Annotated in this window: 15 protein-coding genes; 9 read left to right on the top strand and 6 right to left on the bottom strand. The window is 56.3% G+C overall.

What is annotated here, in order from left to right; genetic code table 11:
• Nucleotides 1-41: 41 nt before the first annotated feature.
• Nucleotides 42-431 carry a hypothetical protein gene (locus NKJ75_RS06085; RefSeq protein ID WP_352499349.1) on the bottom strand — a complete coding sequence of 130 codons (390 nt, stop codon included), beginning with the start codon at nucleotides 429-431 and terminating at the stop codon, nucleotides 42-44.
• Between the two features lie 253 nt (nucleotides 432-684).
• Between NKJ75_RS06085 and NKJ75_RS06080 the strand changes: the two genes are divergently transcribed.
• The 4 genes from NKJ75_RS06080 to NKJ75_RS06065 are packed head-to-tail and all read left to right on the top strand — an operon-like array spanning nucleotide 685 to nucleotide 5,005.
• Nucleotides 685-2,634, top strand: a complete 1,950-nt coding sequence (locus tag NKJ75_RS06080) for an AfsR/SARP family transcriptional regulator (RefSeq protein ID WP_352499348.1) — start codon at nucleotides 685-687, stop codon at nucleotides 2,632-2,634.
• 12 nt (nucleotides 2,635-2,646) lie between these two features.
• Nucleotides 2,647-3,129: a hypothetical protein gene (locus NKJ75_RS06075; RefSeq protein ID WP_352499347.1), complete on the top strand. Its 483-nt coding sequence runs from the start codon at nucleotides 2,647-2,649 to the stop codon at nucleotides 3,127-3,129.
• A gap of 23 nt (nucleotides 3,130-3,152) precedes the next feature.
• A complete protein-coding gene (locus tag NKJ75_RS06070) occupies nucleotides 3,153-4,379 on the top strand; it encodes a YcaO-like family protein (RefSeq protein WP_352499346.1) in 1,227 nt (408 codons plus the stop codon).
• Nucleotides 4,376-5,005, top strand: a complete 630-nt coding sequence (locus NKJ75_RS06065; RefSeq protein ID WP_352499345.1) for a TfuA-like protein — start codon at nucleotides 4,376-4,378, stop codon at nucleotides 5,003-5,005. The genes NKJ75_RS06070 and NKJ75_RS06065 overlap by 4 nt, the downstream gene beginning before the upstream one ends.
• Here NKJ75_RS06065 and NKJ75_RS06060 read toward each other — a convergent pair whose 3' ends face one another.
• The 3 genes from NKJ75_RS06060 to NKJ75_RS06050 all read right to left on the bottom strand — a co-directional run bounded on the left by NKJ75_RS06060 (nucleotide 5,006) and on the right by NKJ75_RS06050 (nucleotide 8,663).
• Nucleotides 5,006-6,517: a hypothetical protein gene (locus NKJ75_RS06060; RefSeq protein WP_352499343.1), complete on the bottom strand. Its 1,512-nt coding sequence runs from the start codon at nucleotides 6,515-6,517 to the stop codon at nucleotides 5,006-5,008.
• Between the two features lie 1,043 nt (nucleotides 6,518-7,560).
• The gene (locus tag NKJ75_RS06055) at nucleotides 7,561-8,262 is read right to left on the bottom strand and encodes an RES family NAD+ phosphorylase (RefSeq protein WP_352499342.1); all 702 of its coding nucleotides are present in this window, start codon (nucleotides 8,260-8,262) and stop codon (nucleotides 7,561-7,563) included.
• Nucleotides 8,263-8,267: 5 nt separating this feature from the next.
• A complete protein-coding gene (locus NKJ75_RS06050; protein ID WP_352499341.1) occupies nucleotides 8,268-8,663 on the bottom strand; it encodes an antitoxin Xre/MbcA/ParS toxin-binding domain-containing protein in 396 nt (131 codons plus the stop codon).
• Nucleotides 8,664-8,934: 271 nt separating this feature from the next.
• Here NKJ75_RS06050 and NKJ75_RS06045 point away from each other — a divergent pair, with 271 nt between their 5' ends.
• From NKJ75_RS06045 to NKJ75_RS06025, 5 genes are read left to right on the top strand one after another with little or no spacing between them, the layout of a single operon-like run.
• Nucleotides 8,935-9,174, top strand: coding sequence for a DUF2188 domain-containing protein (locus tag NKJ75_RS06045; RefSeq protein WP_352499340.1), 240 nt, complete (start codon nucleotides 8,935-8,937; stop codon nucleotides 9,172-9,174).
• Nucleotides 9,175-9,202: 28 nt separating this feature from the next.
• Nucleotides 9,203-9,478: a multiubiquitin domain-containing protein gene (locus NKJ75_RS06040; protein ID WP_352499339.1), complete on the top strand. Its 276-nt coding sequence runs from the start codon at nucleotides 9,203-9,205 to the stop codon at nucleotides 9,476-9,478.
• Nucleotides 9,438-10,628, top strand: coding sequence for a ThiF family adenylyltransferase (locus NKJ75_RS06035; RefSeq protein ID WP_352499338.1), 1,191 nt, complete (start codon nucleotides 9,438-9,440; stop codon nucleotides 10,626-10,628). The genes NKJ75_RS06040 and NKJ75_RS06035 overlap by 41 nt, the downstream gene beginning before the upstream one ends.
• Nucleotides 10,619-11,026 carry a ubiquitination-like system serine protease family protein gene (locus NKJ75_RS06030; protein ID WP_352499337.1) on the top strand — a complete coding sequence of 136 codons (408 nt, stop codon included), beginning with the start codon at nucleotides 10,619-10,621 and terminating at the stop codon, nucleotides 11,024-11,026. Before NKJ75_RS06035 ends, NKJ75_RS06030 begins: the two co-directional genes overlap by 10 nt.
• 2 nt (nucleotides 11,027-11,028) lie before the next feature.
• Entirely contained in the window at nucleotides 11,029-11,703 is a 675-nt protein-coding gene (locus NKJ75_RS06025) for a hypothetical protein (protein ID WP_352499336.1), read from the top strand.
• A 312-nt stretch (nucleotides 11,704-12,015) separates the two neighbouring features.
• On the opposite strand, the gene NKJ75_RS06020 is transcribed toward NKJ75_RS06025, so the two are convergent.
• Together NKJ75_RS06020 and NKJ75_RS06015 are read right to left on the bottom strand one after the other, a co-directional pair.
• The gene (locus NKJ75_RS06020; protein ID WP_352499335.1) at nucleotides 12,016-12,645 is read right to left on the bottom strand and encodes a hypothetical protein; all 630 of its coding nucleotides are present in this window, start codon (nucleotides 12,643-12,645) and stop codon (nucleotides 12,016-12,018) included.
• Nucleotides 12,646-12,900: 255 nt separating this feature from the next.
• Nucleotides 12,901-13,116 carry a hypothetical protein gene (locus tag NKJ75_RS06015; protein WP_023692444.1) on the bottom strand — a complete coding sequence of 72 codons (216 nt, stop codon included), beginning with the start codon at nucleotides 13,114-13,116 and terminating at the stop codon, nucleotides 12,901-12,903.
• Nucleotides 13,117-13,167: the final 51 nt, after the last annotated feature.

The following is a 13,167-nucleotide window of genomic DNA, read 5'->3' as shown; positions in this document are numbered from 1 at the left end:
TGTTGAAGCGGACTGCCCGCCTGTCCGGCGACAGGCCGCAATCATTCCGGACAGGCCGCACCGTCGATGGCGGTGATGTTTTTGGTCCAATTGCCGTCCGCCTCGCAGCGCTGGTAGAAGCCGGCGATGCAGCCCTCGGAATCCGGCGAGTAGTGCCCCCCGGCGTTGCAGAGCACACCGGCAAGCGAATCCGGCAGGCCGGGCGCATCGTTGCCCCCTGGCACGCCCTCGTCGGCGCAACTGCCGACCTCACGCCAATCGTTGAAATCGTTGCATTCGAGCGCGACGTGGCGGAAGCAGCCGGTGAACCCCTTCGCATAGGCCTTGGAGGCATAGATACAGACCTCCTGCGCGAAAGCGGGCTGCGCCATCGACCCCCAGGCTCCCGCGACCAGGATTGCGCCGAGATAAAATGGCTTGGAAGAATTCATGGCGATGCGCTCCCCTTTTGACACCGACTTTTGGCTGACGTGTCGACGTCCTGGGGAAAGTGTCCTCCATCTGGCGTGACACGACCGTTACACGCCCAGAGGAGCGGGGACGGCTGCCGGTAAGGATGGCGGACGATCACCACGCGGCGATCTTTAGCGCCTCGATGACCCGTCCAGCAGCGCGCTAAATATTGAAGCCAGCGGGATTTGCTTTCTCTGTCGTTTTGCTAATATGAATATTGGGGGCAGGAGTATGGAAGCAGTAGAACGAGACGACGTGATCTCGGTCCGTATGAATGCGGATCCGCCGGCTTTGGTCTGCCTGTTGGGCCCACCCAAGGTGGTTGGCCTGGAAATAGATCGCACTTTTCCGCAAAAGGGTTACCAGCTTTTGGCGCTTGTGGCGCGGGCTCGCGATCACCAGATCACCCGTAGGGAAGCGGCCGGGTTGCTGTGGGACAATATTTCTGAAGATAAATCGCTTAACAATCTGCGCCAATTGATAAGACGAGTTCGAAAGGCACAGCAGGGCATCGGAATTCTTATTGAAGCAGACTTACATAATATTCGGCTTGGTCCTGATAAATTCAAAATAGATCTTCACCAGATGACGAATGGCCAGCCGTCTTCCATCATTGAATTCTATAAGGGCGACCTTCTGACTGGCGTTCGAGACACGACAGAGCTCTATCAGGACTGGTTGCGTTTCGAGAGAACACTTCTTCGCGAAAGGTTCTTTTCCGCCACCACCGAGACCTTGATGGAGATGACTCGTTTTGGAAGGGCAAACAAAGCAGAAATCGACACTCTTGCGACTCGGATGCTGGCGGTCGAACAGGATCGCGAAGAGAGCTATAGGACGTTAATCGACGCCTATGGCCGCGCCGGTTACTTTGAAGAGGCGGCGCGCCGTTATCATAATCTCGTTGAGATGTTGAGAACGGTCTATGGAACTGAACCACTGGCCGAAACGAAGGCAGTTGTGCGACGGGTCTTGTCAGGCCGCCACGCGATACAGGGAATTGATCCCGTATTAAGGATCACGCCGCCCGTGTCGCCGCCACGCGTGGCTTTTCTAACGCCGCGCTGGCTTGGAGCGGATGAAGGTGCGCAGGGCTTTCTGAAGGCCTTTATCGAAGATGTGGCCAATGAACTGGCCCGCTACAGAACATTTGTGATGCTCGCCCCGCACTCCAGCTTTCAGATTGCCCACGATTCCGGAATGCCGAGCGACAACACATTGCTTCGAGCCGACTACACCGTGAGCGGCCTCTTGAAGCCCAATGGCGTGCTGAGCCTTCGCATGGTGAGCAGCAGCGAGCAGGAAATCGTTTGGGCGGGCGATTTCAAGACAAGCATCCAGCATATCGTTGGCTGCTTTGGCCAGCTTACAACAATGATAGCCAGCACTGTCGCTGACGGCATCGAGAAAGAATTCGCGCGAAATATTCGATCCACAACAAATTACAGCGCGTATTCAAATTACCTGAATGGCCAGCGGTTCATGCAGGATTGCACGCTTTCAAATCTCCGGCGCGCGCGCAAATCGTTCCGAGCGACGGCAACGGAAGATTCGACCTTTGCGCCAGCGCATGCTCGGATAGCGCAGACGCTTTATCAGGAATGGCTGATGACGGGAGCCGAGGATCCGCTTGTTCTTAGGGAGGCGCGGGCCAGCGCGGACTACGCTGTCGATGTCGACGCGAATTGCGGCGTGGCGCAATGGATGAGTGGCGTTATCTCACTTTATCAAAGGGATTTCAGCTCGTGTGAACATCACTTCGCGGCGGCAGAAATATTGTCTCCGAATGCACCCGATTTGATGGTTCAATATGGCGATGCCTTATCCCATCTTGGCGAACCGAATAAAGGAATGGAACGTTTCCAAACCGCGCTGGATCTCAATCCATTGCCGCCAGAACACTATTGGTGGGTTGGCGCAAGCATCGCTTTCAATCAACGAGACTATCAGCGCGCGATAGATTATTGTCACAAGATCGATAACGATGAATCTGTCGTTCGCATTCTAACATCAGCTCACGCTCTCAACGGCGATACTGATGAGGCACGCAGCTATGCTCATCGGTTGCGGGAATTGTATCCGAACATCACAGCTGCAAATTTGATCAAGTTGCCACCGGATCGCAATGACGAGAACGTCAAGATATTTGTAGAAGGTCTCCGAATGGCGGGGATAAGATAGGGGGAAGCCAAGATGACTACGCAAAAGAGTGAAGCAGAAAAAAAAGGCAGAGTCTACTTCATTGGACACCGGGATTTGGGTGTCCTTATGGTGCACGAAGGCAACCAGGGCTTGAAGGTCAACATAATTTCAAAGGACGTCATTGATGCCTATGCACTGAAGGAAAGCATCCTGCCCGATAGCGTTTTCGGCATCCTCGCAAATGTCCTGTCCTACGTATCGACAGTGATTGACGCAAGAAGACCGGTAGATCTCACGAACCCAAACGAGGTGAAGTCCGCAAAAGCGATTGGACAGGCGGTAGCCTCGAATGTTCTCGGCCGTGTTCAGGTTTCGAACGTCGACTTCTGCTTCGCCACCGAGATCCCAGAGGGTGACTTCGGGATGGGGCGATTTAGCGTTGGAACCGATCCTATTGGCAATATCCTGGCGGCATTCGAATCGACCGCGTCCAATAATCTCGGCGCGATCACGTCAGACGAATTCGATAAGTAGAGACTGCAGACGATAGGAATTACGTGGCTCAAGAGCTCTCCGTCGTCCCTGGATTGAAATCTGCAGCCGCGTCCCTGCAAAGCCTGGGCCTTGAGTTTGCGGTTGCGGACGACCTATTGAAGCGAAATGGTGTAACCCGGCTGGTCAATCTTACGGGTCTCGACACTATTGATGTACCCGTTTGGAGTTGCGTACGTCCTAACTCCCGTTCTCTTGCCGTCTCATTCGGCAAGGGGCTGACCCACGGGCAGGCCCAGGCATCGGCAATGATGGAGGCGATGGAAAGCGCCTTCGCTGAAGACCGTCAAACGCTTGTCAATCTATTTGCAAGCGTTGGCGAGTTGGAGCGGCAAGGAATAAATACTGTACCACTACAGGCGCTGTCGCGCTGCCGCTTTCATCACGTGGATCGTGAGGCTCAATTGGGTTGGGTGCGGGGAACCTCGCTGAAAACCCGCGAGGAGGTTCTCGCCCCATTTGAGCTGATTGGTCTCGACTATACGAAGAGCGCGCTATCTGCCGCGTTTCGCATGTCAACTATTGGCTTGGGCGCCGGGCGGACATGGCAGGACGCAGTCTGTCACGCCATTCTGGAATTGATCGAGCACGACGCAGTCGCCATTCTTGAATTGATCCCGGCCCTGGCTGACGCATTGCCCGCCGAACGCTACCGGCCAGGCTTCAGCGAGAGGTTGGATGAGGCGCTTGAATTGTTCAAGCCAGCTGGGATCGAACCCATTTTCCGGTCGGTCTCAAGCCAGATTGGCATTCCTGTCGCGATGTGTTCCATCCCACGCCTTTCCGCCATGGGTCCAGACCGAACGTGTGCGGGGTTCGCGGCTAGGGAAAGCCTTGAAGACGCCGCCCTGGCGGCGCTGCTGGAAGCCGCCCAAGTGCGCATGACAATAATTGCCGGCGCCCGGGACGATCTGAAATGGTCCGACTATCAACAGGCCGGGCATTTTTTTGATCCTGCGCCAGCCCTGGTGCCGTCCGCAGACAATTCCCCCCTCTTTGGCGTAGCGCGCGAGAAGCCACCAACCAAGCTCACCCTGCAGGAAATTCTGCGACGACTTGGGCAAGCCGGAATCGACAACCTCTACGCCTTTCCGTTGACCCGGGCTGGTGACCCCATTCACGTGGTGCGCGTTCTGGCGGAAGGTCTGGATGTGGCGGATCAAGATTCCGGGATGAACCTCGGACAGAGTGCGCTCTCCACATTGCTGAAGCTGAGCTTTGCGGTGCAATGAGGGTCATCTTCGCCGGGCCAAGCACGTACGGCGTCGACAAATCCTTGCTCGATGGTCTCGTGATCCGCGCTCCCGCGCGCTGTGGCGACATTTTTCAGGCGGCCGAGAACGGGGCAAGCACGATTGGCCTCATAGACGGAACGTTCGAGAGCGGGATGTCGGTGTGGCACAAGGAGATCCTCTATGCGCTTGATCAAGGTATCAAGATCGCCGGCGCAGCCAGCATGGGCGCGCTTCGCGCCGTTGAGTGCGAACGGTACGGCATGGTGGGCATTGGGGAGATCTTCAAGCAGTTTCAGAGCGGTCTGAGGACGCGCGACGCGGATGTCGCGCTGCTCTTTGCTCCTGCCGAGATGGACTATATGCCGCTGACCATAACACAGGTCGATTTCGAGGAGACGCTGGCGGCTCTTGCGCTGAACGGGGCGATCCCTTCCGACGCGGCCGCTCGATTGAGGTTCGCATCGTTACAGCTGCACTATAAGAATCGGACAATTGCGAGTATCTTCTTGCAGGCTGGCATGGAGGCTAAAAGCGACATCGAGAAAGAGGTCAGAAATAACTGGATCAACAGGAAACGGCTGGATTCTCTACAGCTTTTATCGTGGGCTCACGCGGAAAGTTAGTTACTGCTTCTGGCAGAACTCTCTTATCTCCGCAACAGACCCTTCGTACTTGTTGCCGGGTGACGGGCCATCCCAGGAAAGTCCCTCTTTAGCGCCATTGGGCGGCATGTGGCTTCCGGTTACATATTTGAGAAGCCTGCAATACCAATCATCATAGGCCGAAGCTGCCAGTTCATGGCAGGTCATGCATCTATTCTGATCGTCGCCAACGTCCATTTTCGCGCCCGGCAGCAGAAGGGAACCGACCGGCGCAGACCATTGGTTCTCTTTGCCGAAGCAAGGCGAATCACCGGCAACAGATTTGCCCGGATGGAACTTCTGATTATAGCAAAGATCACTCCCCTGGTAGAAGATAAAAGAATTGTTTCCAATATGACAAGCAGTGCAAGGATCACGCTTTATGCCGCCATTGGAGTTTGGCCAGGTCGAACTTATGCCGAAATTCACAGGATTTTCCAGATCCTTTTCTTCTATTTTTTTTCCACTATCATTGACTAGCGGTTTCTCCCAAAAGCATGACTTCCCCGTTTCATAACTTTCACAAATAACTGCTACTATTTGCAGCTCCTTAACTTTTTTTGATTTTGTCGTCACCTTGTAACGCTTTAGCAACGCGCAGAGACCAGGAGGATTCGGGGCTTTTGGGTTGAAAAACAGAATTTTAGTCGGATAGTAGAAAGTGTCTTTTCCTTGCAGTTGCTGCAGAAAGCCGTCCTTGGGATCGAGATCCATCTTCTCGTTCCAGAGCGCGCTGCCGTAGTCCGGAGGGCCAGGCACAGACGGATCACTGCACGATTTGTACCCTTCGTCATTCCTCGTCAGATAACCATCGAGAAACGGGCGCAATTCGCTTTCAAGATGAGGCGGCTCCTTAAATTTGTTAGAACCTGCCAATGATCGCAATATACCCAGATATCGCTCGTATTCTCGCACAAACAGCGGACTTCCCTTGTTCTCGTAGATCAGTATGTCACTGAGGTAGTCGAGCTTCGAGATAGAAGAAGTCACCGCATCCGTGGTGGGCGACGATTCGAGTACGGCGTTCAACAATTGGTTTGCCCTGACGGCCTGCGATACCGCGCTTTCGGGAGGGTTTGCAGCCAGCGCCCTCCGCGCCAGCTCAAGATAGAGTCTGGGCAAATCGTCTCTGGTTATGTTTATAGGGCGGCGGGCATCGTCCAATGCGAGGCCGTGGTAGAATATTTCGATGTCGTCCAGTTTTATCTGAACAGTGTTTTCGGCCGCTCTGCTCGCTTGCACTACTCCTGCAAGGATCAACAGTAAAAAGAGCTGGAAATTGAATACTCTTAACAATTGATATTGCATCACCGGATCAAGCCCCCTACTTGAACGGGCCCCCACGACCCGGTTTGCCGGATAACGGGTCCACGAGAACCGGCTAACGGGATTAAACCATTTGAGCAAAGCGAAGACAGAATTGTACGCTAACCTATAGGCTACACCTTTCTTGGCCGCTTTGAGAAGACTGTATTTTTGCTTGATGCGCCGCAAGCGCCTTCGCCGGCATGAACCGATAGCGAGCCGTATCCGGGGTGGTAGAATTGCGGCTAGTCGCGCCGCTCGTGCTTAGCTGCGACGCAAGAACGCATCGGCAAGCTATCCAGTTCCTGGGAGCGATCCCAAGCGCCGCCCCTTCTGACCGATGCGATCTGTCGAGGTGGACGTTGGCATTCGGAGCATGGATTACACGCCCATCTCGAATGGCTCTGCATCCGCGTCAACGCCAAACTCCAATTCGCGCTCTTAGGCGAGAAGCAGACGCTGCCCCTCGATTTGCATCAATTGGCGGCGAACCTGATTCCTATTCTGTAGGTCACAGGTTCGATCCCTGTCGGGATCACCACGCTTTTCAATGACTTAGCTAAATGCTTCCGTACTTTTTTGCCAATTAGTACGGAAATTAGTACGGCGTTTTTGATGATCAGTTAGCGTCCCCGAACATCTATTCGCGTGATTTCGCATTGCCTGCCTCGGCAACACCCACCGATACCGACTGTCGCGTATTAGTCGGATTTGAGAAGGCCGCCCGCCTTCGCCGGAGAATAGGTGAACGTGGTGGGTCCGGAGGATGCATGAATAGCAGAATCAGGCGGTTATAGATCGGTGGACCGCAGCATTCAAATCTGTTCCAATGTTTTTCAATGTTTTTGTCCCGCCCGCAGCGCCTACATTTCCACCCGATGAACGCCTCGCTCACCTAACACGGTGAAAGGAGGATCATGACGGCGTTTCAGTCTCACATTGGAAGGTGGCGGTAGACCATTGACGCTCTGCGACGAGCAAGGAGCGTCTCGTTCGGGGCCGTCTGCTGACAGTTTATGGGACAGATGGCGAGAAGCAGCCGCATTGCTATCTGAACCATTTCGGACATTAGCGTTTCACGCTTGCGAACGACCACTGTGAGATCCAGGTCTTTGGAAAGCTGACAATCTTTCGATCGGACCGCCGATGGCAACCGAGCTGCGCTGGTGGCGGCGTGTCTGCGCTGAGGAGCCCAGCCCGTAGGGTTGGTAGTTCGCTGAATGGGGCAGCTGTTAGGCAGCTGCCCTCGGCTTGGCAAAAACGTCGCCGCGGTCGATATCCTCGTTGCGCGTGAAATCGAATATTCGGCTAACCTGAAGGCCGTCCCACCTGAACCTGTAATGGGCACCCTGGACCGCCTTGTCGGCGAGGATCTCGACACTAAACACTGCGAGAAAATCGTGGCCGGGGACCTCCTCGGTTCGGTAGAGAACGCCGTTGGCGCCGTCCTCGAACAATTGCCGACCGATCAGCCGACGTGCGGCGGCCGACATGTCCGTCGGGACATTCCGCAGGTCAATGACCTCACCTTTGACCTGGTGCGCCAGCATCCGCATGTCTACACCACACGACGGTTCGTCGGTGCGTGACAAGAATAGCTCGCGGCGCAGGACGGCACGCGCAAGTGCCGCCTGCGTGTCGAAGGCGAGGTCCATTACCGAGTAGGGTGCCGGAAGGAAATCGCTCCCTTCCGGCATGGGATAAGAGAAGGGGGCATGGTTCCAATTCTGCAGACGCGGTGAACTTGCATCCGCCGAGATATCGCCACCTGTGATGCGCGATTTCGCGGCAAGTCGAGGATTCGTCACCGCTTCCAGCTCCGCCGCGAATGCCTGCATCTCGCGGGAGCCGAAACGTTCATAGATATCGATGGTCGGGTATTTCGACGGAATGAGCCTTCGGTAAAGGCCGTCGATGCTGATCCGGGGGTACACGTAAGCTAACCTCCACGCTGGGCGTCGACATAATGTCGGACCCTGATGATGTCACTCAGATTACCGGTCATGATCACGTCCAGTGCGGACGCGCCTTCGAAATACCTGTTGGGCCTTCTGATCCATCCGACGGCAGTTTCCTCCGAATCCATGACGATGCGCAGCGCCTTGTAGATGGATCCGAGGTGCGAAATTCTCTCCAGCGTATCGGCAGACACGTCGCCGCCGTACTTTCTCCACCGGAAGTAGGTTGATCGTGATGGTGATCCCAGCAACTTGATCTGCTGGTCGGTGTTCAGCTCCCAAATGTCAGCGAGTTTGAAGAAAAAACCGAGGGGGCTTGGCAACTCGGGATGGGTTGTGGCTGTCGATTGGGGAGTAACTGTCTCATGCGTTTCCATCTGCTCCTCGATGTTGTGTCAAATCGGACTTGATTTCTCGTTGTAGTCCGATTAGCTACAGTCCCAGAACGGACTGATTCGTAAATATTCGTCTCTATTGGGATTTCGTCAAGGCTTGACGCGATGAAACACACACGTCGGGACAGGAGAATCTTAGGTCCGACCAAGTGAAAGGCGAACCCGGGTGGGACTGCACGGCAACCTGCCCCGCACTCATGTCGCTTGGAGTAGGCGTACTTTTCGTATCGGGAATTAGATAGGAGAACTACATATGGCTCATAAAAGCTCCGGACAGACCCATCATGTTGTCCACAACCCCGATGGGGGTTGGGACGTGAAGCGCGGTGGCAGCGAACGTGCCTCCGGCCATTTCGAGACCAAGCGCGAGGCCATCGACTACGGCCGCGGTGTCAGCCGCAATCAGTCGACTGAGCTCAAGATCCATAATCAGGACGGCAAGATCGCGCAGAGCGACAGCCACGGCCGAGACCCGTACCCTCCGCGTGGCTAAGACACTCGTACAAGCAAAGGAATAGACAATGCAGAACGAGAACGAAGCCCAAGGTAAGGGTAAGGACAAGATGATCGAGATCATCGTCAACGGCACGCCTTACGAAGTGCCGAAGAAGGAAGAACTGTCGTTCGTGGAAGTCGTCACTCTCGCGTACCCCGACTTCCCGCAAAACCCGGGCGCGACTTACTCCGTCACGTACACCAAGGGCCACAACGATAAGGAAGGCATCCTTGCGCCGGGCACCTCGGTGAAGGCGAAGGATGGGATGGTTTTCCGTGTTAATCGCACTAGCCAATCATAATGCGGACATCCGGCAGCTGATGGACCGGGGCTACGCGCTCCGGTTCGACAGCAAATGCCTGGTCGTGCGCAACATCCCGTACCTAAGCTCGCAATTGGAGCTCTGTTACGGGGCCATCGTCTCCAAGCTTGTCTTCACCGACCAGAACCATGTCCTTCAGGATGACCATCAGATCTACTTCGCCGGCGACGTGCCGTATGGCCTGAACGGGCAGCCCATCCCCAATCTCGCAGGTGGAGCCATGACGATGCAGCTGGCCAAGCCGGATGTTGTCGTACAGCGCTCATTTTCCAACAAGCCCCCGAACGGATTTGCCAACCTTTCCGAGAAGATCGACCACTACGTTACGATCCTGGCGGGCCCCGCCCTCAGCCGATTTCCGGACGCGAAGATTTACACCTTCGACGTCGATCATGACGTCGTCGAAGACAGCATCTTCAAATTCCACGACACCCTGACTAGCCGAGCCGAGATCGGCGACCTGGCGGCGAAATTCAAAGAAGATGTGGTGGCCTTGATCGGCCTGGGTGGGACCGGCAGCTATCTCCTGGACTTCCTGGTGAAAACCAATGTGAAAGAGGTCAGGGGTTTCGATTCCGATGCCTATTACATTCACAATGCCTACCGCTCGCCTGGGAGTGTCCTCGAGGCCGAATTCCGGCGCCCGAAGGTCGACGTGTATCAGGCCCGCTACGACAATTTCCGCCACGGGCTAAAGCTCGTCGACAAGTTTATCGACGCGAGCTGCGCAGAGGATCTGGCCGGCGTCACGTTTGCTTTCGTCTGTGTCGACAAAGGCTCAGCCCGCAAGGAAATCTTCGACCTGTTGATCGCGTTGGGGATTGCGTTCATCGACGTCGGCATGGGGCTCAACCGGCAGGACGGTGCCTTGGCCGGGATGATGCGCGCGACCCTCCTACAGCCCGCTACCGCGGCCGATATCCTCAGCCAGAACCTGATCGAGACGTCCGACCAGCCGGGCGACGAATACCGCACCAATATTCAGATTGCCGAGTTGAATGCCATCAACGCCGGCATCGCCATCATCCGATACAAGCAGTGGCGAGGGTTTTACGCGAGCGACGCCGCGACGTATCATCTGGTCATGGACACCGCCTCAACCCGCCTGTTCTCTTTCACATGCCCCTGAGCCAGATCGCGCTAAGGGAGGTTCAGTATGTTCCGCGCGAACTCGAGCCGGGCATTCTGTACGTGTCCGAAGAGTTCAGCGTCGCCGTGCACCTTTGCGCTTGCGGGTGCGGCAGCAAGGTAGCCGTGCCCTTGGGCGCCTCCGAGTGGACATTCAGTAAGAAGGACGGCAAGCCGAGCTTGTGGCCGTCGATCGGCAGCGGTCAGCTGCCCTGCAATTCCCATTACGTCATATCGAACGGTCGCGTCGATTGGGCCGCAACGATGTCAGCGGCGCAGACCGCCGCAGCACTTCGGAGCGACCAGCTGAAGCGCGAAGCCTACTATCGGTCACGCGAACCGAAGCCGGGCCTACTGCGGCGGATCTGGAACGCAATTGTCCGGCTGTTCGGAAGGTAAGTGTGGACGATTTTCACAGAGGCCTGATAACGCAGGTGCATTGCTACGAGTGCAACGCGCTGTACGACCGCATCGCCTGCCCCGTTTGCGGCCACGTGATCGAAGCCGAAAAGGTCAGGCAGCCTGACGGCAGCCATGTCGAGCGGCGAACCGTGCCGGGCGCCCTGGGTTGGTCCACCCATCTATTGCTCGAGATGATGAGGCGGGAATGGGAGCGCGCGGACGATGGCCCGGCGCCGATGGGCAAGACATCGCGGAAGTTGGTTATCGTCATCTTGTTTTGGACGTTCTTCGAGTCCCTGATGGACCGCTTCTATAACTCGGCACTTGGCGACCTCGACGAAGCCGAGGCGGCTAAGATCCTCCGCAAGTTCAAGTTCGTCGGCGGTCAACTCGACGAGCTGCACAAGTCGCTGTGGGGTGTGTCCTTCTGGGAGGACCTGGCCGCCTTGGACTACGTACCGCTGGCCGAGCAAATCCGCACGATTCAGGAGCGCCGCAATGCGTTCATCCACGGCGATCCGGAAGCCATCGACGACTCCTTGGTAGCCCGGACTATGGGCATCCTAATGGACGTGCAAGTCGCGTGGATCAAACTGTTCAACACCCGCTGCACCCATAAAAGTCGGAAAATCCCGATCTGGCACCAGGTCGAGCGCGCGGTGAAGGCACGCTAGCCGGAGCTGTCACTCAGCGTTCCGGAACGACAAGTCGAAACTTTCGGAAGGAGCAATTATGTATAGAATAACGTCCTTACATTATGCCGGCTGCAGGCCGATCATCGAGCCACAATATGGCTGGCATATAGGGCGTCACACATTGACCCCGGTGCTACCATCCTCCGTCCGCTTTCGAGCTAGATTCTCATACAATTAGACGACCGAAATGGGGGCACTTGGCTGTCGTTCGGGACGAGTGCCGGGACGTCCGCTTTCAGGTGAAGGCAATGTTTGCTTGGACGTCCGAAATGAGGCGCGAAGCAGCCTTGGTCAAGTGAGGCTCTCAGCAGTGCAGCCTCCAGTGATCCACAACACAGCCCAACTAAGCCAACTGTGCACCGTGCGGCATTCATCGCCGCCGCAGCGCGATACCGCCCTGTTGCCGACCTTCACAAGCACACCTTCCTTGGCCTCGATGTCGGCAAGTTCCCCCCTCGCCGCCAACAACATCGCGCATTGGCCGGCATCAATCATCTCCTGTGCGGCGCGGCACAGCCGACAGGTCTTGCCTTGTCCGGAACCGAAAGTGGGGCTTCGATCGACGCCGGCACGCCCCGCACATCCAATGGTCCGATCATATCTCGCCACCTGCAGGGCGTCTCGATTTGACGAAGAATCCACGGTATGCGCCGCGCCAAGGTCAGCCGCGCAGGATGAGATCGACCGCTTGAAGCAGGGCGTTTGCGAAAAGCGACACGCCGACCCCGTGCCTAAGCCGAGGAGCTGCGCCACAAACGCCTTGCGCTTGACGGAGATCTCCTCGCGCTCATCGACGAGTTCGGCCAGCATAGCATCGATCTCATCGGTGATTCCTGCCTCCGACCAGCCCGCCACTATGAGGGTCGCCAGAAAACGCCACACTTCAGGAGCGTCCAAGGTCTCGACGATGTGGCTGAACACCTTCCGGTGATATTCTTTCCGTCCGCCAGCGAAAGCGCAGCTCTAAGGTATCGAGATCCGCTGGACCTTTGCCATTTCGATGCGCGTTGCCGATTGACTCGACGAACTTTGCGAACGCATCCGTCCCATCGAGATTGTGATGAACCGGAATTCGGTTGGCTGTGCACCATTGCCCGCGGCCTCAAACAGATCTGGCAGCACCTCTTCAACGATCGTGCGCGAAGTCCAAGGCGCCATTCCCCGACGGATCTTGATTTAGTCGACCCTGCGGACCACAGGTTGGAGCGTCTGGGCATCGCCGCCTCTCGCGCGCTCGACGACGATGCGGACGCTGGCACCGTCGCGGTTGGCTACCACTTCTTCGATCATTGCGGTGAGGCCGGCCTTCAACGTTGCAAGCAACTGGTAGAGGACACCGGAAAAGTTCCATTTCCCGACCGTCAATGCGCCGCCATCGCGCTGGTTCGCCATGCAAACGTCATATCCGCGACGCCCTCGAACCCAATCCCTAAGCCGAATTAT

It is taken from the genome of Mesorhizobium sp. M0058 (assembly GCF_040323095.1).
In the GTDB taxonomy this organism is placed as follows: Bacteria; Pseudomonadota; Alphaproteobacteria; order Rhizobiales; family Rhizobiaceae; genus Mesorhizobium.
The sequence above is the reverse complement of the archived record's forward strand: the minus strand, read 5'-3'. Positions and strand labels throughout refer to the sequence as shown.